At 34.1% G+C, this 22,641-nt stretch carries 23 protein-coding genes; 11 read left to right on the top strand and 12 right to left on the bottom strand.

Annotation, left to right across the window (positions count from 1 at the left end; translation table 11 throughout):
* Positions 1-16: 16 nt before the first annotated feature.
* The 3 genes from BLP44_RS16130 to BLP44_RS16120 all read left to right on the top strand — a co-directional run bounded on the left by BLP44_RS16130 (position 17) and on the right by BLP44_RS16120 (position 2,167).
* The gene (locus BLP44_RS16130; RefSeq protein ID WP_008464269.1) at positions 17-493 is read left to right on the top strand and encodes a hypothetical protein; all 477 of its coding nucleotides are present in this window, start codon (positions 17-19) and stop codon (positions 491-493) included.
* Between the two features lie 83 nt (positions 494-576).
* The gene (gene rlmB / locus BLP44_RS16125) at positions 577-1,311 is read left to right on the top strand and encodes a 23S rRNA (guanosine(2251)-2'-O)-methyltransferase RlmB (RefSeq protein ID WP_091134507.1); all 735 of its coding nucleotides are present in this window, start codon (positions 577-579) and stop codon (positions 1,309-1,311) included.
* Between the two features lie 52 nt (positions 1,312-1,363).
* Complete coding sequence (locus BLP44_RS16120; protein ID WP_091134505.1) at positions 1,364-2,167, top strand: DUF2490 domain-containing protein; 804 nt, start codon at positions 1,364-1,366, stop codon at positions 2,165-2,167.
* A gap of 1 nt (position 2,168) precedes the next feature.
* Here the strand turns inward: BLP44_RS16120 and BLP44_RS16115 are convergent, their stop codons facing one another.
* Complete coding sequence (locus BLP44_RS16115; protein WP_236940438.1) at positions 2,169-2,675, bottom strand: hypothetical protein; 507 nt, start codon at positions 2,673-2,675, stop codon at positions 2,169-2,171.
* A 65-nt stretch (positions 2,676-2,740) separates the two neighbouring features.
* The gene (locus BLP44_RS16110) at positions 2,741-3,505 is read right to left on the bottom strand and encodes a rhomboid family intramembrane serine protease (RefSeq protein ID WP_091134502.1); all 765 of its coding nucleotides are present in this window, start codon (positions 3,503-3,505) and stop codon (positions 2,741-2,743) included.
* A gap of 173 nt (positions 3,506-3,678) precedes the next feature.
* Between BLP44_RS16110 and BLP44_RS16105 the strand changes: the two genes are divergently transcribed.
* Positions 3,679-4,956, top strand: a complete 1,278-nt coding sequence (locus BLP44_RS16105; RefSeq protein WP_091134500.1) for a replication-associated recombination protein A — start codon at positions 3,679-3,681, stop codon at positions 4,954-4,956.
* A gap of 15 nt (positions 4,957-4,971) precedes the next feature.
* Here the strand turns inward: BLP44_RS16105 and BLP44_RS23000 are convergent, their stop codons facing one another.
* From BLP44_RS23000 to hpt, 10 genes are all read right to left on the bottom strand, one after another.
* Entirely contained in the window at positions 4,972-5,751 is a 780-nt protein-coding gene (locus tag BLP44_RS23000; RefSeq protein WP_035691113.1) for a hypothetical protein, read from the bottom strand.
* A 2-nt stretch (positions 5,752-5,753) separates the two neighbouring features.
* Entirely contained in the window at positions 5,754-6,440 is a 687-nt protein-coding gene (locus BLP44_RS16095) for a YjjG family noncanonical pyrimidine nucleotidase (RefSeq protein ID WP_091134498.1), read from the bottom strand.
* Positions 6,441-6,443: 3 nt separating this feature from the next.
* Positions 6,444-7,133 carry a RadC family protein gene (gene radC / locus BLP44_RS16090; RefSeq protein WP_091134496.1) on the bottom strand — a complete coding sequence of 230 codons (690 nt, stop codon included), beginning with the start codon at positions 7,131-7,133 and terminating at the stop codon, positions 6,444-6,446.
* A 149-nt stretch (positions 7,134-7,282) separates the two neighbouring features.
* A complete protein-coding gene (locus BLP44_RS16085) occupies positions 7,283-8,638 on the bottom strand; it encodes a UDP-N-acetylmuramate--L-alanine ligase (protein ID WP_091134494.1) in 1,356 nt (451 codons plus the stop codon).
* 66 nt (positions 8,639-8,704) lie between these two features.
* The gene (locus BLP44_RS16080) at positions 8,705-9,391 is read right to left on the bottom strand and encodes a tetratricopeptide repeat protein (RefSeq protein ID WP_091134492.1); all 687 of its coding nucleotides are present in this window, start codon (positions 9,389-9,391) and stop codon (positions 8,705-8,707) included.
* Positions 9,392-9,473: 82 nt separating this feature from the next.
* Positions 9,474-11,618 (bottom strand): S46 family peptidase, encoded by a 2,145-nt coding sequence (locus BLP44_RS16075; protein ID WP_008464250.1) that lies wholly within the window; start codon positions 11,616-11,618, stop codon positions 9,474-9,476.
* 233 nt (positions 11,619-11,851) lie between these two features.
* Positions 11,852-12,853 (bottom strand): GTPase ObgE, encoded by a 1,002-nt coding sequence (gene obgE, locus BLP44_RS16070; RefSeq protein ID WP_008464249.1) that lies wholly within the window; start codon positions 12,851-12,853, stop codon positions 11,852-11,854.
* 87 nt (positions 12,854-12,940) lie between these two features.
* Positions 12,941-14,215 carry a hemolysin family protein gene (locus tag BLP44_RS16065; protein ID WP_083219824.1) on the bottom strand — a complete coding sequence of 425 codons (1,275 nt, stop codon included), beginning with the start codon at positions 14,213-14,215 and terminating at the stop codon, positions 12,941-12,943.
* 201 nt (positions 14,216-14,416) lie between these two features.
* Positions 14,417-14,989 (bottom strand): adenylate kinase, encoded by a 573-nt coding sequence (locus tag BLP44_RS16060; RefSeq protein WP_008464247.1) that lies wholly within the window; start codon positions 14,987-14,989, stop codon positions 14,417-14,419.
* A 68-nt stretch (positions 14,990-15,057) separates the two neighbouring features.
* Positions 15,058-15,588, bottom strand: coding sequence for a hypoxanthine phosphoribosyltransferase (gene hpt / locus BLP44_RS16055; RefSeq protein ID WP_066033515.1), 531 nt, complete (start codon positions 15,586-15,588; stop codon positions 15,058-15,060).
* A gap of 186 nt (positions 15,589-15,774) precedes the next feature.
* Between hpt and BLP44_RS16050 the strand changes: the two genes are divergently transcribed.
* The 7 genes from BLP44_RS16050 (at position 15,775) to purE (ending at position 22,545) form a co-directional block, all read left to right on the top strand.
* A complete protein-coding gene (locus BLP44_RS16050; protein ID WP_091134490.1) occupies positions 15,775-17,046 on the top strand; it encodes a PQQ-dependent sugar dehydrogenase in 1,272 nt (423 codons plus the stop codon).
* A 303-nt stretch (positions 17,047-17,349) separates the two neighbouring features.
* Positions 17,350-19,452, top strand: coding sequence for a TonB-dependent receptor (locus BLP44_RS16045; RefSeq protein WP_091134488.1), 2,103 nt, complete (start codon positions 17,350-17,352; stop codon positions 19,450-19,452).
* A 23-nt stretch (positions 19,453-19,475) separates the two neighbouring features.
* Positions 19,476-20,027 (top strand): hypothetical protein, encoded by a 552-nt coding sequence (locus tag BLP44_RS16040; RefSeq protein ID WP_091134486.1) that lies wholly within the window; start codon positions 19,476-19,478, stop codon positions 20,025-20,027.
* Positions 20,028-20,144: 117 nt separating this feature from the next.
* Positions 20,145-20,393 carry a DUF6364 family protein gene (locus BLP44_RS16035; protein WP_008464242.1) on the top strand — a complete coding sequence of 83 codons (249 nt, stop codon included), beginning with the start codon at positions 20,145-20,147 and terminating at the stop codon, positions 20,391-20,393.
* Positions 20,383-20,802, top strand: a complete 420-nt coding sequence (locus BLP44_RS16030) for a type II toxin-antitoxin system VapC family toxin (RefSeq protein WP_008464241.1) — start codon at positions 20,383-20,385, stop codon at positions 20,800-20,802. The genes BLP44_RS16035 and BLP44_RS16030 overlap by 11 nt, the downstream gene beginning before the upstream one ends.
* A gap of 4 nt (positions 20,803-20,806) precedes the next feature.
* Entirely contained in the window at positions 20,807-21,961 is a 1,155-nt protein-coding gene (locus tag BLP44_RS16025) for a 5-(carboxyamino)imidazole ribonucleotide synthase (protein ID WP_091134879.1), read from the top strand.
* Between the two features lie 101 nt (positions 21,962-22,062).
* Positions 22,063-22,545: a 5-(carboxyamino)imidazole ribonucleotide mutase gene (gene purE, locus BLP44_RS16020; protein WP_091134483.1), complete on the top strand. Its 483-nt coding sequence runs from the start codon at positions 22,063-22,065 to the stop codon at positions 22,543-22,545.
* The last annotated feature ends 96 nt before the right edge of the window (positions 22,546-22,641 follow it).

Below are 22,641 nucleotides of genomic sequence, written 5' to 3'. Positions count from 1 at the left end.
ATTTAATATTATAAACATGAAAAAATATATAAAACAGATCGTTGCATTTGCTTTTGTTGCTGTTGCATTAGTTTCTTGTTCTGCGGATGACAATACTCAATTAGGATCTGCAGGAGGAAATGTTATACTTACTACAACATCAATTAACAGAGTTGATACAAACGTAGACCTAAACTTAAAAATCAATACTAAAGCAGGAGTTACTGCAAGTAAAATTGAGGTTTACAACAATGTAGCTGTCACTACTGCTAGCGCTACAGTACCTACAACTACCATTAAATTGGGAACGAAATTTACTGACGCTACAATTGTTGACCCAACTGCAAGCGCAAAATTCAGTTCTTCAGTATTGACAACCAATGGTGTTTTTAATTTCCCATCACTTTCATCTGGAGTTACCCCAATTCAATTAGCAATTGTTGCAACTTATTCTGATGGGTCTACTACAACCAATGCATATGTATTAAGTGTAAAGGCTCCAGTAGCAAAATAAATAAAACTGACCTTTGATTAATATTTAAACCACCAGCTTAGCTGGTGGTTTTTTTATATAAACATATTACCTATATTTGTCCAATGGAAAAAGAACATCAAATATTTGGCATCAGAGCCATCATAGAAGCAATTCAGGCAGGAAAAGAAGTAGACAAAGTTTTCATTCAGAAAGACATTTCTGGTGAGCTTATGAAAGATTTAATGAAGGTAATGAAACGTGCAAACGTTAACTTCTCTTATGTGCCTGTAGAAAAACTAAACCGCCTTACTCCAAATAATCACCAAGGTGCCGTAGCAACCATCTCTCCTATTGGATTTATTGATTTGGAACATCTGGTTGAATCTACAATGGAATCTGGCAAAAAACCTCTTTTTCTTATCTTAGACCAGATATCAGATGCTAGAAATTTTGGCGCAATTATTAGAACAGCCGAATGTACTGGCGTAAACGGAATCATTGTACAAAAAGCAGGTTCGGCTCCAGTAAATGGCGACACCGTTAAAACTTCTGCCGGCGCTGTATTCAATGTACCTATTTGCAAAGTTGAGCATATAAAAGATGCTATATTCTACCTCCAAGGCTCAGGAATCAAAACAGTTGCTGCAACTGAAAAAACTGATCAAAATATTTACGATATATCACTAGCAGAACCATTAGCCATAATTATGGGATCTGAAGATCGAGGAATAAATCCTTCTGTTTTAAAAATAGTGGACGAAAAAGCAAAACTGCCAATGTTTGGATCGATTGGATCTTTAAACGTGTCTGTTGCCTGTGGTGCTTTCCTATACGAAGCTGTTCGACAAAGAACCTAAAAATACATTTAGAGATTAAGATGCGAATGAAATAATTAAATACCTTTAATTAATGCTTTCAAAATCTAATTCAAAATCAAAAGTTATCATATTCCGATGCCTGTTTGTGATTTTATTGATTACAAACAGCTACGGACAAAATACTACGTATAATCAGTTTTGGAATGAAATTCAGTTTAACCAGACTTTAAGCAAAAAATGGGCAACTGAGATAGATTTTGCCGCAACTTATAGCAGTACTGAATCGTCACCAAATTTATTCGAAAATACAATCCAGAGATCTATTAGAGGCTGGGGACATTATTACTTTTCTCCAAGATGGAAATTTTCTGCATTTATCGCTTATTTCAATAATAGAGATGTTCCCGAAATTGGCCAATTCGAATCTCCTGAAACACGATTTGCTCTTCAAGGAATTTATTATTTTCATAAAACTGGATACACCTTAAGCACAAGAATGCGCACTGAATTCCGTCATATGAAAAATAAAGATGATGATTATGAAAATGTTTTTCGGTATCGCCAACAAATTAAATACATACAGCCTATTAACAGTAAGTTCTTAAGAAGCGGCGTAATATATGGAATTGCTTCAGATGAAATTTACTTTAAATCTGGAGCGAAAGTTACGGGTGAAAGTTTCTTCGATAGGAATCGATTCAATGTGGGGGCTGGTTATTTATTTACCGATGATTTTCAGGTCGAATTAACTTATTGCAACGAATACCTCCCACGAAACAACGGAAATCAAACCACTAACGCTGCATCCCTTACTATAACTTTCAATAACCTTATTCGAAATCTTCAAAAGAAATTTAAAGAAAGAAAAACTCCAGAGGCAAAAGATGAGGAGTAATCTAGTTTTCTTCTTTCTTTAAAAAGCATTTAAGCTGTTCAACAATTGCATTTTTATGAAGCTTAAAGTTATAGCTTCGCATAAATTCAGTACCCTGCATATTGATTTCTGCACTAACAGCCTCATAATTAGAAAATGCTTCAAGATCTTTATCATCAATCAAATAAAGAACCTGCATTATCGAATCGTTACGTCTATATTGGGTATCATAATGCGCCAACTTGTACGTTTTACTATCTGCAAGATGAATTATTAAATCATCTTTGATTTTTTTTCCTTCTCTTTTTTCAGGAAATGGCGTCGGCTGTAAGGCAACAAAATAGTGTTCTTTATCTGTAACAATATTAATTTTTAACGATTTTGACTTTGTAGTATAAAATACGGCAGGTTCAAAATAGTAAATCATACTTCCGTCTGCCTGTACCCTATTTTTTACTTCACATTGAGCATTTCCTTTTGCATGAACAAAAAAACACAAGAACAAAACCAAAAATTTCATTTTCTTCATAATGCTCAAAAGATTAAATAGTTATCTAACAAATTTAATCTTTTTATTTTAAAGACAGTTACTCATTATCTTTCTTCTTGCTCCTCCTGTTCTTCTTTTTTGATTACAATATAATTTACAGGATGACTAGAAAAAAAATATTCAAAACCTTCTTCTCCATCATGAGAACGAGGTACAAAATTTCCATTTTCGTCAAAATGCTTCATAAAAGGATCACTGCTGGGATCAAAATCAGGACGCTGCCAATCGTAAACAATCGGTTTTGCATATTCTGGTGCTTTATAGAATAGAGTGAGAACGAAACCTGTAATAAGTCCCGCCAAATGCCCTTCCCAAGAAATGGATCGATCAACATCTGGAAAAACATACCAAATCATTCCACCATAAAGCAAGATCACAGTTAATGACAACGCTACGAGTCTATAATATTTAGTCTGAATCCCTTTAAAGAAAATAAAGCTCACGAGAACATAAATCAATCCACTTGCCCCAATATGGAAATTTTCTCGCCCAACTAGCCAAGTAATCAACCCTGAAAATAAAATACCATAACCGATTACACCTAATGTCTGTTTTGGATAAAAAAATCGCATCGCAGCTAATAATATTACAAGTGGAATGCTATTATTATACAAATGATCTAAATTTTCATGAATAAATGGACTAAATAAAACACCGCGTAAACCAATTAGGTCTCTTGGGTAAATTCCGTATCGATAAAAATCAAAGTCAAAACGAATCTGAAGCCAATACACAATCCATAAAAAAAGGACAAAAAAAAGCGGAAGTCCAACAACCGAATTTGAAAACTTAAAATTAGTATTGCTCATATTTTTACAAAATAATATTTAACAGAACTCAAAAAACTATCCAAAAAAAATTTACTGATATTTTGTCATATCAAAATAAGAAATTGTCTCAAATTGGAACAATCCTTCTCCACACGAAGTGTTTTAACTTTTGAATAAATGAAATTTAAATCTTAAAACAGTAATTTTGTAATATGGAAGCACCTTTAGCAGAGCGTATTCGTCCGCAGAAATTAGAAGATTATATCAGCCAGCAGCACTTGGTTGGACCAACTGGATCCTTAACTCAGCAAATTTCAAAAGGAATAATTCCTTCGTTAATTTTCTGGGGGCCACCTGGTACAGGCAAAACAACTTTAGCCCAAATCATTGCTCAAGAATCAAAAAGACCTTTTTATATTCTTAGTGCCATAAATTCAGGTGTAAAAGATATTCGCGATGTTATCGATAAAGCAAAACAAAGCGGCGGACTTTTTACTGCTAAAAATCCTATTCTATTTATTGACGAGATTCACAGATTTAGTAAATCACAGCAAGATTCACTTTTAGCCGCTGTAGAAAAAGGCTGGATAACTTTGGTTGGTGCTACAACCGAAAACCCGAGTTTTGAAGTGATTCCTGCATTATTGTCACGTTGCCAGGTTTACATACTAAATGCTTTTACAAAAGCCGATTTAGAAGCTCTTTTAGAGCGAGCAATGAAAACTGACACCTATTTATTGACAAAAAAAATAAATCTAAAAGAAACAGAAGCTTTACTTCGAATTTCTGGCGGTGACGGAAGAAAACTTCTCAATGTATTTGAATTGGTTATTAATGCGTCTGCAGGTGATGAAATTACTATAACCAATGATCGCGTTTTAGAACTTGTACAGCAAAATACGGTTCTTTATGATAAAACAGGCGAACAGCACTATGATATTATTTCTGCATTTATCAAGTCCATTCGTGGCAGCGATCCAAATGGAGCTGTTTACTGGCTAGCTAGAATGATTGAAGGCGGTGAAGATGTAAAATTTATTGCTAGAAGAATGCTAATTCTAGCGAGTGAAGATATTGGCAATGCCAATCCAACTGCTTTAATAATGGCTAATAATACTTTCCAAGCCGTTACCACTATTGGATATCCAGAAAGCCGAATCATATTAAGCCAATGTGCGATTTATTTGGCCACTTCTCCAAAAAGCAATGCTTCGTATATGGCAATAGGAAATGCACAACAATTGGTAAAACAAACTGGCGATTTGCCAGTTCCACTTCATTTGCGAAATGCTCCTACTAAATTAATGAAAGAACTAGGATATGGAGATGAATATAAATATTCGCATGATTATGCCAACAATTTTGCCGAACAAGAATTCTTGCCAGATGCCATAAAAGAAACGGTTCTTTACAATCCCGGAAACAATTCTAGAGAGAACAGTACCCGCGAATTTTTAAAGAACCGTTGGAAAGATAAATACGGTTACTAAACCGTATTTTGTATTTTAGAATTTAACTACAATTTTTTCTGAAACTAATTTATCATTCTGATAAGATTCAAAATACCATTGTCCATCTTCTTTCAAAATCAAAGAACCTTGAACATTATCTTTGGAAGCAATATAAACATTTGGTTGCGATGTTTTAAAAAGCTTCATAACCACTTTTGGAGTTTTATCAATCAATTGGTAACCTGATTCTGTAGGTTGAGCATACAATAAATTTGGATCTTTTAAATCTGGCGAGGGAGCTGCCGGTGTTGCTGCCACTTTTACTGCCGCTGCCGCAGGAGCAACAGAGGCTGTTGCTGCCAAACTTTCTGCTGTAATTTTCTGTGCAACTTTAGCCGAAGCAACAGGTTTACCGCTATATTTATAATGCAAAGCATAAACTGATGTAAAAGCATTGTCTAACGCTTCTTTATAGGCAACTTCATATTCTTTTTCTCTACTTTTACCTACCTCCGATGTATAAACCACCTGTCCGTAACAATCCTTAAATTCAACAAAAAGTTTAGTTACCAAAAAAGCATTATCTTTTTTCACGTCAATATACAAAACTTGACAACGATCAGTATAACCATCAGGAAGCTGTTCATTTGAATAAAAAGCCTCAAAACCAGCTTTAACTAAATTTTGTTTACTTAAAGTCGCCAAACGATATTGATTGTCAGTCTTCATAAACTCATATCTCAAAGGTATAATTACAGCTTTGTAATCATTAATAGATTGCGCAAATCCAACAACTGAACATAAAATTGCTGCGAGTAAAAATTTAATCTTCATCATTATAAATATTTTTTTAGTTCTAATAAATGGTTAATTTGTTTATATTCTCCCGAAACATCAACTTTTTTCTCATTAAAGAAAATAGCATCCAGACCTGCATTTAAAGCTCCATTTACATCAGCTTCAAAGTCGTCTCCAATCATTATACACTTTTCTTTTGAAGTCTTTGCCAAATTTAAAGCATAGTCAAATATAATGCTATTTGGCTTTTTAACCCCTGCTAATTCCGAATTTGTAATCGTGCTGAAATAACCTCCAAGCGATGCATTATTAATTTTCTTTTCCTGCACATGTGCAAATCCGTTTGTAATAATATGGAGTTTATACTTCGGCTTTAAATATTCCAAAACTTCAATTGCTCCATCAAAAAGATAATTATTATCAGTAAGAAACTCAATATAGTCGTTGGCAATTTCCAAAATATTCTCTTCTGAAATCACATAATTCAAAGCATCAAATGAATATTTTAAACGATTATAACGTAACTCTTGATGAGTAATTTTATCATTCTGATACAATCTCCAACATTCTTGATTGATGGGAATATATTCCTTAATAAAATCTTGAGTAACGATTTCTTGATATTTACTTTTAAAAATTCGATCAAAAGCCATTTCTGAGTTTTTATCAAAATCCCAAAGCGTATGATCTAAATCAAAAAAGATGTCAGTAATATTGGTGTTCATGTATTAAAAAATTCCTTCATCTACAAAACTATAATATTTTGATTCAGTAATAATAACATGGTCTAAAACTTTAACATCTAAAATTTCTCCTGCAGTTTTAATTTTTTTGGTAATTTGTTTATCAGCACTACTTGGAACTAAACTTCCAGAAGGATGATTATGGCACAAAATCAAGCCTGTAGCTCCATTTTCTAAAGCTAATTTAAAAACCAATCTTATATCTACAATCGTGCCCGCGATACCTCCTTTGCTTAATTGTGATTTATAAATTACTTTATTAGAATTATTAAGAAAAAGCACCCAAAATTCTTCATGCGGAAGTTCTCCGATAATGGGTTGCATAATATCAAAAACACCTTTACTTGAAGTTATTTTTTTAACCTTTAAAACGTCTTCTATTCTCTGCCTTCTGCCTAGTTCTAAAGCCGAAACTATTGAAACCGCTTTTGCTTCACCTATACCTTTAAATTGCATCAATTGCGAAATAGACATTTTTCCCAAAGCAGTCAGATTTTTTGTAGAGGCTAAAATTCGTTGGCTTAATGCAACTGCAGATTCGTTACGACTTCCTGAACCAATTAAAATTGCTAATAATTCAGCGTCACTCAAAGCATCTTTTCCTTTGAGCATTAATTTTTCACGTGGTTTATCATCATCTGACCAGTTTTTAATAGCGAAATGTCCTCCTTCCATAATAACAATTTAAAGAAGCGAAGATATTAAAAAAGAAGAAAATTCTTTCAATTAATTACAATTTGAAAATGTACCAATTGACAATTATTTTTTTAAAAAAAAAGTGCCAACTGCAAAGCAATTGGCACATTATCAAATTTCCTAATTTTCTAATTAATCAAACCTTTTACCTCATCAAAATTCAAACCTCCATAATTTCCAGAGCTCATTAATAAAAGTGCTGAATTGTCCAAATTCAAATTAAATAGATACTCTTTAAATTCAGCAGGATTAGTATAAATAATTAGATCTTTTCTATTAAATGCAGTAGCAATCTGATCATAAGTTACTTCTTCCAACTGTTTTATTTTTACTGCGTCTGGCGAGTAGAAAACAACAGCAACATCAGCATATTCTAAAGCACCTTCATATTCTTTCAAAAATGCCGCATTTAAACTGCTATAAGTGTGCAATTCTAAACAAGCCACCAAAGTTCTGTTCGGATATTGCTCTTTAACTGCTTTTGTTGTCGCAGCCACTTTACTTGGAGAATGTGCAAAATCTTTGTACGCTACTTTACCTTTTCCTTCAGCAATTTTTTCTAAGCGTTTAGAAGCGCCTTTAAAACTTGCAATTGCTTCGTAGAAATCAGCTTCGTCAACGCCCATATTTTGACAAATCCATTTTGCTCCCGCTAAGTTATTTAAGTTGTGCGCTCCAAAAACTTCAATCGGCATATCGCCTTCTGGAGTTTTTAATAAAGTCACGCCATCGCTTACAGAATATTGTGGAGTTGAATATGCAATTTTTCTAATCGGATTTGTTGCTGCCTCAGAAACACGCTTTACTTCTGGATCATTTTCGTTGTAAACCAAAATTCCGCCATTTGTAATTTTTTCGATAAAAATCTCAAACTGCTCTACATAGTTTTCATACGTTGGAAAAACATTGATATGATCCCAAGCAATTCCAGAAATCAAAGCAATATTTGGCTGATACAAATGAAATTTCGGACGTCTGTCAATTGGAGAAGATAAATACTCATCGCCTTCCAAAACCATAAAATCATTTTCTTCAGTTAAATGAACCATCGTGTCGAAGCCTTCCAGCTGCGCCCCTACCATATAATCGACAGCGATATTATGATAATTCATAACATGTAAAATCATCGATGTAATAGTCGTTTTACCGTGAGAACCACCAATTACAACACGCGTTTTATTCTTAGATTGTTCGTATAAAAATTCAGGATACGAATAGATTTTCAGACCTAATTCTTGCGCTTTCAACAATTCAGGATTATCTGCTTTTGCATGCATTCCTAAAATAATCGCATCAATATCTGCCGTTATTTTTTCTGGAAACCAACCCAGTTCAGCTGGCAAAATTCCTTTTTTCTCTAATCTTGATTTTGATGGTTCAAAAATAGCATCGTCACTGCCAGTAACTTGATATCCTTTGTTATGCAATGCTAATGCTAAGTTGTGCATTGCACTTCCGCCTATCGCGATGAAATGTGTTTTCATTTAAATTCCAATTATTAAATTCCAAATTCTAATTGTATGAAGAATTTGTATTTTGAGATTTTTATTTTAAGCTTCGAATTTTCGTTTTAAATCCTGTGCTTTTTTTGTGTCTTTTAATTTGTTCAAATATAAATTATATAATTTTTGAAATGTGACTTTTGAATTGCCAATTTCATGTGCTTTTTTGTAATTTTTTTCAGCCGAATCATATCTTTTGAAATATTCATCAATTCGTCCTTTTGACAAATAACCATCAATTGGAGAAAACTGCGTCAATTCATTTGAATACGCAAGTGCTTTTGATTCGCTTCCGCCTAGAATTCCAGGCAATTGCAAATAAATTTCGATTAGTGCCCATCTGGCCTGAACATGTTTCGGGTTGAGTTCAATTGCTTTCTCAAAAGCTTCTTTCATATCGCCGACCATCCCAAAAGCTTTTATTTTATTTACCTCCAAAGAATGCATTGCCAGACAGCCCCCATATTTAAAAAAATAATCAGCCACAGTTGGCTTCAAATCTTTTAGTTTTTTGAAATATTCTGCGCCCTTCACCCAAGATTTTTGGTGCGCCGAAATTTCACCCAAATACTCCAAAGTTTTTATATCTGACGGATTATTTTTTAAAATTCCCTCGAAAAGCATTTGGGCTTCGCTGTATTTTTTTGACTGAAATAATTTTTCTGCTTTTTCAAAATTAGATTGCGACCAACAATACATTGGAACAATTAAAAAGAAAAGTAGCAGCTTTTTCATATATCAAAAATAGGGAAATATATAAAACAAAAACCCGACAAGTTTCAGAACTTGTCGGGTTAATTTTATATAGAAATTGAGATTATTTGGCAATCGTCAATTCGTCAATAATGTTTTTAGCTCCAGCGTATTTGTCGATAATCCAAAGCACATAACGAATATCTACGTTTATTGTTCTTTGCAATTTAGAATCGAAAATAACGTCTCCAGCCATAGCTTCGATGTTACCGTCAAAAGCAATTCCGATTAATTCTCCTTTTCCATTAAGAACTGGTGAACCTGAATTACCTCCAGTAATATCATTATCTGTTAAGAAGTTTACTGGCATGTAACCTGCTTTATCAGCATATTGCCCGTAATCTTTTTTCTTGTTTAATTCTAATAAACGAGCTGGCAAATCAAATTCCTGATCTCCTGCTTTGTATTTTTTAACCATACTTTCCATTGTAGTATAGTTGTTGATTTTAGCATCGTTACGAGGATCAGCTGGTAAAGCGCGAACTTTTCCGTAAGTCAATCTCAATGTAGAGTTTGCATCTGGATATTTAATTGCGTTTAATTTAGACTCTCTTAAACCTTCAACCAATTTACGGTAAGCTGTTGCAAAACCATCATCAGCTTTTGCTTGGTCGTCTGTTTTAGAACGGTATTTAGTCAATAAATCATTAGAAATAATATACAACGGATCGTGTACAATTGCCAATGGTTTTGGATCAGCTAAAAATGCTAATACTTTTTCTTTAGTTGAAAAATAACTTATTTCAGTTGCTTTTGCTACATCAGCAGTAAAGTCGCCATTATTAGCCGTTTTCATTTTTGCAATTTCTGGAGCAAGTCCGTACTCAGCAGCTTTAGAAGCATATAAATTCAATTGAGCTGTTAGAACATCTTTTTCTAATGGCGCATAAAAATCTCCATAAATGCTTTCTACCATTGCATTGATTTTAGGAAGCATTTCAGCTTTTTTAGCATCGTTTTCTTTGTAGTAAGCAATCAATGCATTCCCTAAATTAGCTGGTCCTGTAGCATAAGCAGAAGTACGTAAAAGCTGAGTCAAATAATTATCATGACGCGCTTTTAAATTTGTTTCTCTGTAATAATCGTTGATAGTCGGAATTACGTTCTCGTACTTTTCTTTATTAGCAGGTTTACTCGCCCACTCATAAAATTTATCTTCTTGTTCTGCTTTTGTATCAACCGTTCCTGCTTTTGTTAAAGCATCGATCATACCTTGACGGTTTTTCCAGTAGTTTGCAGTCGAAGCATATTTAGAAGCATACTGTAAACGAACAGTTGCATCTTTATCCATATACTTTTTCATTACATCCATTCCTGTTTTTGCACCTTCAACCCATGCAGGATAAGCGTATTTAATGTTTTGCTCGATTCCTCCAGCTGGCATCCAACGGTTTGTTCGTCCTGGATAACCTAAGATCATCGCAAAATCATTTTCTTTTACACCTTTTAAACTAACAGGTAAATAATGTTTTGGTTTTAAAGGCACATTGTCTTTTGAGTAAGCAGCAGGATTTCCGTCTTTATCTGCATAAACTCTAAACATAGAGAAATCTCCTGTTTGACGAGGCCATTCCCAGTTGTCTGTATCTCCACCAAATTTACCAACGCTTTCAGGAGGAGTTCCAACTAAACGAACGTCTGTGTAATCTTGGTAAACAAAATAGTAATATTCATTTCCTTGAAAAAAAGGACGGACAGAAACTGTGTACTTTCCGTTTTCGCTATTTTCTTTTTCGATCAAAGCGATTTCTTGCTGAATGATTTTATTTCTTTCAGTTTCTGTCATGGTATCATTTACTTTTGACAAGATTCTTTTTGAAACATCATCCATACGAACGAAGAAACGAACAAATAAAGATTTTGGCTTCAATTCTTCAGAACGGCTTTTTGCCCAAAAACCATCTTTCAAATGATTTTGTTCTGCAGTCGAAAGTTCTGCAATCGCACCGTATCCGCAGTGGTGATTAGTCAATACCAAACCAGTATTTGAAACGATTTCTGCTGTACATCCTCCATTGAATTGTACAATCGCATCTTTTAAACTGTGGTGATTAATACTGTAAATTTCTTCGGCTGTCAATTGCAAGCCCATTTTTTCCATATCTCTATGGTTCAATCTTTCGATAAACATCAAAAACCACATCCCTTCATCGGCTCTCATTGGGAAAGCCATAAGGCACATGGTCAAGAATAAAATTACTTTTTTCATGTTATTTTGTTTAAGTGATGCGAATATAAGCCATTTTGACAATTATCTCAACCTAAACAATCTTAAAATTAAAAATGACACTATATTTTTAGCAGTTTATTACGAATTTAACAGTATAAAACAAAAAAGGTGCTCTGAGAACAGAACACCTTTTTTGAAAAGTTACTAAGATACTAAGCAATTAAGATTCTAAGTTTTCTCTTTTGAGCTTAGAATCTTAGAAACTCAGAATCTTATTCGTTAAGCATTTTCCAAAGCCTGTCTTTCAAATCTGTTAAACCTTGCTGTGCAACAGACGAAATAAACATATATGGAACATCTTTGAATGATACATCTAATTCAGCTTTCAATTCAGCTTTTAATTCATCATCCAGCATATCGCATTTTGAAATCACGACAAGACGCTCTTTGTCCAACATTTCAGGGTTGTATTTAGTCAATTCGTTAACCAAAATATCATATTCTGCTTTAATATCTGCCGTGTCAACAGGAATCAAAAACAATAAAGTTGAGTTACGTTCAATATGACGCAAGAAATAATGCCCAAGACCTTTTCCTTCTGCGGCTCCTTCAATAATTCCAGGAATATCAGCAATTACAAAAGATTGAAAATCTCTATACGCAACAATTCCAAGATTTGGTTTTAAAGTCGTAAACGGATAATCGGCGATTTTAGGTTTTGCAGAAGTCAAAACAGATAATAAAGTAGATTTTCCAGCATTTGGAAAACCAACTAAACCAACATCGGCCAAAACTTTCAATTCCAAAATCACGTCCATTTCTACACCCAACAAACCTGGCTGTGCATAACGAGGTGTCTGGTTTGTAGAACTTCTAAAATGCCAGTTTCCTAAACCTCCTTTTCCTCCTCTTGCCAGAATTTGTTTCTCTCCGTGTTCTGTAATTTCAAAAAGTGTTTCTCCAGTTTCTTTGTCTTTTACAACAGTCCCCAATGGTACTTCAATGATTTTATCTTCTCCGTCTGCACCTGTACTTCTGTCAGAACCTCCATCTCCACCGTGACCTGCTTTAATGTGACGCGCAAATTTTAAATGAAATAATGTCCAGAGTCCTTTATTTCCAACCAAATACACATGTCCTCCGCGACCGCCATCTCCACCGTCCGGACCACCTTTTTCAATAAATTTCTCTCTATGTAAATGCGTAGAACCTTTTCCTCCTTTTCCGGAAGAAACATATATCTTAACGTAATCTACAAAATTTCCTTCTGTCATTTTTTCTTGTTTATGTATAGCTTCATGTTTCAAGTTTCAAGTCAACAGAACGTCAACTAACTTGAAACTTTAAACTTGAAACAAATTTTACTCTTTTAATGCTTTCACAAGCACTTTATCAATCTTAACACCATCCATATCGACAACTTCCAAGATGAATTTCTGCCAAATCAGTTTTTCACCTTCTTTTGGAATATGCGAAAGCTCAGTCATAATCATTCCGCTTACGGTGTTTACTTCGTAATCGTTTGTCAGTTCGTCTAACTCGAAATATGTTAAAAAATCATGTAACGAATAATGTCCGTCAACCAACCAAGAACCGTCTTCTCTTTCTATAAGCTGGAATTCGTCTTTGTAAAATTCTGAGGCATCTCCAACTAAAGCTTCTAAGATGTCATTCAACGTAATCATACCTTGAAAAACACCATATTCATCAGAAACTAACGCGTAATGAACTCCCGTTTTCTTAAAATTTTCCAACGCTTTGTAAGCCGTTGTCTGCTCCATCAAATAAGGTGCTTCAGTTATAATTGATGAAAAATCAAAATTATCATTTTCAATATTGGCAAATATATTTTTCAGTGTAGCAACTCCAACTATATCATCATAATTATCGTTGTACACCGGATAAACCGCATGAAGATCCTGAACTACAAGTTCTTTGATTTTTTCTTTGTCGGCTTTTAATGGCAACATGTCAACCGATTTGCGGTGCGTCATTAAAGAATTTACTTTTCTATCTCCAATATGAAAAACACGCTCCACAATATCTTGTTCAATTTCTTGAACTTCTCCAACTTCTGTTCCTTCTTTAATAATGGCTTTAATTTCTTCCTCGGTCACTTTTCCGTCAGCAGTTGGCTTGATTTGAAGAACATTCAATAAAAAATCTGTTGATGAAGTCAACAGCCAAATAAATGGTGCCGTAATAATAGAAATCACTTTCATTGGCATTGCAACCATTTTAGCGATAGCTTCTGGATAATTTAATCCGATTCGTTTTGGAAGTAATTCTCCCAAAACCAATGAGAAAAAAGTTAAAACTACAACTACAATCCCCACCGCAATTGAATGTGCGTAAGGTTTTAGAACTGCAATTCCTGCCACAAAAAGTTCAACATCTGCTGTGATTTTGTCACCAGAATAAATACCCGTCAAAATCCCGATTAAGGTAATTCCGATTTGTACTGTAGATAAAAACTTATTTGGGGAGTTGGCTAAATCGAGTGCCGTTTTAGCACTTTTGTTGCCTTTTTTCGCTGCTGTTTCCAACCTGTTTTTACGGGCCGAAATCAAAGCGATCTCTGACATGGAGAAAACTCCGTTTAGTAGAATTAGAAAAAATATTATTAGTATTTCCAATTGATAGGGGGATTCGTTATAAAATAGTCTCGTTATATAATTTGTAACCGTAATCTAAAATAGCCCAGATGGAAGAGAAGAGCCCAGAGCTAAAAAAACTAATTTTTCTTGCCAGAAAACAGCGACCGCAGGAAGCTCGTTTTCTGGATAGAAAAATAGTTTTTTTAGCGAGGACTCGTAACGTACAGCTGGAAAAAGCTTCTACAAATTATCTATAACTGACGTTAAGCGCTCTGTAATTTGTTCGATAGTTCCGATACCGTCAACAGCATGAAACTTACCTTGTTCTTTATAATATCCAATTAGAGGAGCTGTTTTCTCATTGTACTCCTGATATCTCACACGAATTTTTTCTTCGTCCTGATCATCAACTCTCCCGCTTGTTTTTCCTCTCTCTAATAGACGTTTTACCAAAATTTCATCATCAGCTTCTAAAGCGATTGTTGCTGTTACGCTTGATCCGATTGTTGGTAAAAATTTATCTAAAGCCTCAGCCTGATTGATTGTTCTTGGGTAGCCGTCAAACAAAAATCCTGCTGTATCTGGGTGTTTTTTCACCTCATCAATTAACATGGCAGTTGTTACTTCGCAAGGAACCAATTCTCCATTGTCCATAAAAACTCTTGCTTGTTTTCCTAGTTCAGTATCATTTTTTAAATTGAAACGAAAAATATCTCCTGTCGAAAGGTGTGTTAAATTGTATTTCTCTTTTAAAAATTCTGCCTGAGTTCCTTTTCCTGCACCAGGCTTTCCAAATAAAACGATGTTAATCATAATTGAAATGAGTGTTGTTACTTCTGTCTTTCAGAAGTTTTTTTAAATGAATATTTAGTTGTGTTTTGTTATTCTGCTAATTTGTAAACCTCGGTTAAATTTCTTCCTAAACCATCGTAGTCTAAACCGTAACCTACAATAAATTTATTCGGAATTCGAATTCCGATATAATCTATTTTGATGTCTTTTTTATATGCTTCTGGCTTAAAGAACAATGTCGCAATTTTAAAATGCTTTACATTTTGTGCTTTAAACAAGTGTTTTAATTCTTCGATTGTATTTCCAGTATCAACAATATCTTCTATAACGATGACTGTTCTTCCTGTCAAATCATGGTTAATTCCGATCAATTCTTTAACCGATTCAGAACTTTGTGTTCCTTCATAAGATGCCATTTTGATAAATGAAACCTCACATGGCTTTTTATATTTTTTTAGAAAATCTGACACTACCATAAAAGCGCCATTCAGAACTCCAATAAAAATTGGCGTATCATCTCCAAAATCGTCTTCTACCTGAGCTACCAATTTAGTCAAAGCAAAATCAATTTCTTTAGCCGAAATAAACGGAACAAATTGTTTATCGTGAAGTTGTATCATTATTTTTCTTTTTAAAATAATGGACAAAGATAAAGAATTAGAACTTAACAGCTTCTATCAAAATAAACTGTATCGAGATATTTTTTATGAATGTTAAATATCAGTTAATGTTTACAATTTATTTTTTAACCCTATTTTAAATTTCAGTAAATTGTTGTGATATAATCATTTAACCACAAAAAACCGATGAAAAAAACCACAACCCTATTATCTATACCACTACTAGCCTTAATGACTGCGTGCAATGGGCAAGTAAAAAAAGAAGAAAAAGAAGCGCTCGCCAACCAGCCAGGCAATGTTGTAAAAACTGCCATTGGAGATATTACGCTTCCTCCTCCATACGCTACCGAATCTAAAACTAATAACAGTAAAGTAATTGGATGGCCAGCTGGCAAGACACCAAAAGCGCCTGAAGGTTTTACGGTAACCAAATTTGCTGACGGATTCGAAAATCCGCGATGGACTTATATTGCACCAAACCAAGATATTTTTGTAGTTGAAAGTGGAACGAGATCGAGTAAAAATCAAATCACAGTTTTAAGAGATAAAGACAAAGACGGAAAATTTGAAACTCGCGAAGTTTTTATTTCTGGACTCAACAAACCCTTTGGAATGTTAGTTTTAAAAGACTTTTTCTACATTGCCAATACGGATGGATTATACCGCTATCCTTATAAAAACAATCCGCTAAAACTGGAAACCAAAGGAGAAAAAATACTTGAACTTCCTGCGGGCGGCTACAACAATCACTGGACAAGAAATATATTGGCAAGTCCTGATGGAAGCAAAATCTATGTTTCGGTAGGTTCTGGAAGTAATAATGGAGAAAACGGAATGGATAAAGAAATCCGCAGGGCAGCAATTCTCGAAATTAATCCTGACGGAACTGGCGAAAAAATCTTTGCTTCTGGACTGAGAAATCCTGTAGGAATGGATTGGAATCCTGTCAATAAAGAATTATGGACAGCAGTCAATGAACGTGATGAACTCGGAGACGATTTAGTTCCTGATTATATTACCAGTGTAAAAAGAGATGGTTTCTACGGTTGGCCATATTCATATTTTGGAAGTATTCCAGATCCAAGAATGAAAGGCCAAAGAAAAGATTTGGTCGAAAAAGCAATTGTTCCAGATGTTCCAGTTGGTTCTCACACTGCTTCACTAGGATTGGCATTTTATACAAAAGAAAAATTTCCGGCAAAATATAAAAACGGAGCTTTTGTTGGACAGCATGGTTCTTGGAACCGTTCTAAAATTTCAGGTTATAAAGTTTTATTCGTTCCTTTTAAAGACGGAAAACCTTCCGGAAAACCAGAAGATTTTTTAACCGGATTTATTTCTGACGAAAACAAAGCCGAAGTTTACGGACGTCCAGTTGCGGTAACGGTTATGAATGACGGATCACTTTTAGTAAATGATGATAGCGGAAATACGATTTGGAAAGTGACAGCGAAATAAATCACTCACTTCAACAACAAATTACACAGATTTTCGCAAATCAATTTGTGTGAATTTGTGCAATTTGCGGTTAAAAAATATTTTGATTATTCAGAACAATTGCTCTTAAACACACTGTAAAAATTTTAAACACATAGAGACATAGTCCCGATTCATCGGGATTGTTTAAAAAGATGTTATTAAGAAAACTAGTTTTCACACATAGTCCTATGTGGCTTTTGACAAGTAAAACGCCTTTTTTGCCTCAATCATTGCTATGTTTCTATGTGTTAAAATAAACCGCACTTTAATCCATCTCCTTTTATGCCTTTCAAAAAATATTTTCTTCTTCTTTTTGTTCTTTTTATTTCTAAAAATAGTTCCGCACAAGAAAAAGAAGTTCAAAATATTGATTCAGTCAAAACTCAAAAACTGAACGAAGTTTTAATAAGTCCGCTTCATATTAATCGTAATTTGCAAAATAGCCCCGCTTCTATTGGCATTTTATCCGAAAAAGAATTGCTTCGAAACAACACAACAGACATAAGTAATGTCATTAATACTATTCCTGGCGTTTTTATGCAATCGTCTAATATTACCACAACCCGAATTTCGATTCGCGGAATTGGAGCGAGAACTCCATACGGAACCAATAAAATTAGAGCTTTTTACGGGAGCATTCCGCTAACATCCGGAAACAGCGAAACCGTGATTGACGATATTGATCTTCAAAACATCAATCAAATTGAAGTTATAAAAGGTCCGCTTTCTAGTATTTATGGCGCTGGATTGGGCGGAGCAATTTTGATTTCCCCAGAAACATTCAATAAATCCAACTATCAAACTGAAGTTAGTTCTATTTTTGGGTCTTTTGGATTATTGAAAAACAGAGTCGGTTTTAATTTGAATGAAAAAAGTGCTTCTTTAAATCTGAGTTATCATAATTTAAAAACCAACGGCTGGCGCGAAAACAGCGCATACAATCGCGAAGGAATTACGCTCAGTGGTGAATTATTCAGAAAGAAAAACAGCAGACTGAATTATTTTTCCAATTACACTTATTTAAAAGCATACATTCCGAGTTCAATCAATAAAACCACTTTCGAAAATAATCCGCAAGCTGGAGCTCCAACTTGGGTTGCTTCAAAAGGATTTAAAGAATACAAATCGACTTTAGCTGGATTGGCTTATGATTTTAAATTAAATGATCATTTGAATAATTCGACTTCGGTTTTTATCAATTATAAAGACAGCAACGAACCGCGCCCTTTTGATATTTTGCGCCAATATACTTTTGCTTCGGGTGCGAGAACTCAGTTTTCGGGAGATTTTAGTATCGGAAAAATCAAAAATCAATTTATTGCTGGATTAGAATATTTCAGAGATAATTATAGCGGGAATACTTTCGAAAACTTATATCAGCAAAATAACGGAAACGGAAGTCTGCAAGGCGATCAACTTACAGCAACAAATCAGAAAAGAGATTTTTACAACATTTTTTCTCAAATTAGAACTTTGCTTTCAGAACATTTTGAGATTCAAGCAGGTTTAAATTACAACAAAACCAAATTCGAACTTCAGAATGATTTTCCCGCTTCCGCGAATAATCCAACGGAACATTATAGTTATGACGGCATTTTTTCGCCACAACTTTCTTTTTTATTTAAACCGAATGAAGTTCAAACTTTTTACTTTTCTGCAAGCCGAGGATTTTCACTTCCCGCAACCGAAGAAACTTTAACTTCTACAGGAAACATCAATTCTGACATTAAACCCGAAACAGGTTATAATTTTGAATTGGGCGGAAAACTACATTTTTTCAATAAAAAACTTTACACACAAATTGCTATTTACCGAATGGAAATCAAAGATTTATTAGTCGCCAAAAGAATCGGAGATGATCAATACGAAGGTGTAAATGCTGGAAAAACGTTTCATGAAGGAATTGAAATTTCATTAAATCACAATTGGACAATCAATCGAATTTTCAATTTGCATTCTTATGTCGGAGCTTCGATCGGGAATTATGAATTCAAAGATTTTGTTGATAACGGAAATGATTATTCTGGAAACAAATTAACCGGAGTTCCAGCCAATACCGCGAGCGCAGGTTTTAATTTCAATACGAATTCAGGATTTTATTTTTCAGCCGATTTTCAGTTTACAGATAAAATTCCGATGAATGATTCAAATGCCGATTTTTCAGATTCATATTCTTTATTAAATTTAAAAACAGGATATCAATTTGAAATTTTGTCGGGATTAAAAGCACATTTGGATGCCGGAATAAATAATGTCACAAATGAGAAATATGCTTCAATGATTTTGACCAACGCTACAGGAGTTGGAAATGCGCAACCAAGATTTTATTATCCAGGTCTTCCAATAAACTATTACGGAATTATCTCATTAAATTACTTATTTTAGCATTGTATTAAATCTTGAAAACAATGCTTTCCGAACTGCAGAAAAAACTAGATTATGTCAATGCTTATAGAGAAAACCGCCTCAAAACCGCGCAAGATGTTTTAGAAAACCCTTCGCTTTTTAGTGAATTGGTTTCGATTTGCTTTTCGCCGGAAGACAAAAACAATCATAAAGCCTGCTGGATTTTGGAATTTGTTTCTTACGAAGAATTACAGTGGCTCCAACCTCATCTTGATTTTTTCTGTTCAAATCTGAAAATTTTAAAAGACGAAAGTTCCCTTCGCCCAATTGCAAAAGTGACACAACTTTTGGTAAAATCGCATTATAAGAAAAATGAAAACAGCATAAAACTCTCTGAAGAAAATCTTCAAGATTGCATTGAAGCAAGTTTTGATTGGCTGATAAGTGATGTAAAAGTTGCCACAAAAGCCTACTCCATCAGAACCTTATATATTTTAGGAAATCATTACGACTGGATCCATCCTGAATTAAAAGTCATAATTGATAAAGATTTCGGAGACCATTCTCCCGCGTACAAAGCCGTCGCCAAAGAAGTATTGAAGAAAATAAAATAGTTTTCTGAGAGACACTAATTTTTCTTTTCACATTGTGTAAAATAAATTCGTGAATTCGTGGCTATCAAAAAAATGCAAAATAATTATTTTACGTATATTTGCAAAAACATTACGTATATGAATACTAAACTCACATTATCTTTAGAGAAAGAAGTTATCGAGCAGGCAAAATCGTATGCAAAAAAAACAGGCAGAAGTTTATCTGAACTGGTAGAAAGTTATTTTAAAAATCTAACAGAAAAAGAACAAACTTACGATGATATTCATCCTAAAGTTAAAAAACTGATTGGAAGAATTACATTACCACCAGATTTTGATGAAGAAAAAGTAAAAGAGGAACACTATAGAGAGAAATATGGCCTTTAAAAACATTTTTCTCGATACTAATATTCTGGTTGATATTGTTGCGAATAGATTCCCATTTTCAAAAAATGCTATTTCAATTTTCGACTATTGCCAACGTCATAAAATTAAAATGTATTCTACATCGCACTCTATTGCAACTGTACATTATATTGCAAAAAAAGTGGTTGATGAAAAAGAGTTGCGTTCCATTATTGAAGATTTGCTAGACACAATTTCAATAATAGCAGTGACTGAATCGATTTTGAAAAAAAGTTTAAAATCCAACCATAAAGATTTTGAAGATGCAATTCAGATTATATCAGCTCAATCAATAAATTCAATGGATTGTATTATTACTAGAGATTTGAAAGACTTTAAATTTTCTGAAATCAATGTTTACACTCCAGATGAATTTCTTAACACACTATAAAACAATGAATTATTTTTCTTCTGATTTTAAATTAGGAATATTAGGTGGCGGACAATTAGGCAAAATGCTTTTGTTTGACACCAGAAAATTTGACATACAAACTTACGTTCTTGATCCGAGTGATGAAGCGCCAAGTAAAATTGCCTGCAACAAATTCTTTCAAGGCGACTTAATGGATTATGAAACGGTTTACAACTTTGGAAAGCAAGTCGATGTTTTGACTTTTGAAATCGAATTGGTAAACCTTGAAGCTTTAACGCAATTGGAAAATGAAGGTTTAAAAGTATATCCATCTCCAAAAACCTTAAAAGGAATTCAGAATAAAGGTGTTCAAAAAGATTTTTACGCTAAAAATAATATCCCAACTGCACCATACAAAAGATTCGAAAATTTAGATAATCTTAAATCTGCTGTTACATCAAACGAAGTCGAAATGCCATTTGTATGGAAATGCACTGAGTTTGGTTATGATGGAAATGGTGTAAAAATAGTTCGTCAAGCATTAGATTTAGACACATTACCAAATGTAGAATGCATTGCAGAAACTATGGTTCCGTTCAAAAACGAATTGGCGGTAATTGTAGTTAGAAATCCATCAGGAGAAATGAAAACTTATCCAGTTGTAGAAATGGAATTTCATCCAGAAGCCAACCAAGTTGAATACGTAATCTGCCCGGCAAGAATCGACGATAAAGTAGCTGAAAAAGCAAGAGCAGTTGCCTTAAAAGTTTCAGAAAACTTCAATCACGTTGGTCTTTTAGCAGTTGAAATGTTCCAGACTCAGGACGATGAAATTTTAGTAAATGAAGTAGCACCTCGTCCGCACAATTCTGGACATTATTCAATCGAAGCCAGTTATACTTCACAATTCGAAAATCATTTACGTGCTATTTTAGATCTTCCATTAGGAAATACAGACAGCAAAGTTGCCGGAATTATGGTAAATTTAGTCGGTGCCGAAGGTCATTCTGGAAATGTAGTATATGGAAACATAGAAACCATTTTAGGTTGGGACGGAGTTACTCCACATATTTACGGTAAAAAACAAACACGACCTTTCAGAAAAATGGGTCACGTTACAATCGTAAATGAAAACATGACTGAAGCAAGAAGAATTGCACAGGAAGTGAAGAATACTATTAAAGTTATTAGTGAGTAGTTTTCAGTCGCAGTTACAGTATTCAGTTTAAAAACTATATTTTTTTGAGTCTCAGTATTACTTGAAACCTGAAACTTGAAACCAACAAAACAAAAAAACTCATGAGCAAAGTAGCTATTATAATGGGAAGCATCTCAGACATGCCAGTTATGCAGGATGCAATCGACATATTAAAACAATTTAATGTTGAAGTTGAAATAGATATCGTTTCGGCACACAGAACGCCGGAAAAATTATTCGATTTCAGCAAAAACGCACACAATCGCGGGATTTCAGTAATAATTGCCGGAGCGGGCGGTGCAGCGCATTTACCTGGAATGGTAGCTTCAATGTCTCCGCTTCCTGTAATTGGAGTTCCAGTAAAATCAAGCAATTCAATTGATGGCTGGGATTCTGTATTATCAATTCTGCAAATGCCAGGCGGAGTTCCTGTTGCAACAGTAGCTTTAAACGGAGCAAAAAATGCAGGAATCTTAGCTGCGCAAATCATTGGAAGCCATGACAAAAAAGTTTTAGATACTATTATTTCTTATAAAGAAGAATTGAAAGCGGCGGTTAATAAAGCGGCTGAAAGCTTAAAATAGTATTCAGTCTCAGTTTTCAGTCACAGTGAACACTGAAAACTGAGACTGCGACTGAAAACTCAAAAAATAAACTCTTTAGTCTCAATTTCATACTGA

It is taken from the genome of Flavobacterium anhuiense, assembly GCF_900101855.1.
Classification (GTDB): Bacteria; Bacteroidota; Bacteroidia; order Flavobacteriales; family Flavobacteriaceae; genus Flavobacterium; species Flavobacterium anhuiense.
The sequence above is the reverse complement of the archived record's forward strand: the minus strand, read 5'-3'. Positions and strand labels throughout refer to the sequence as shown.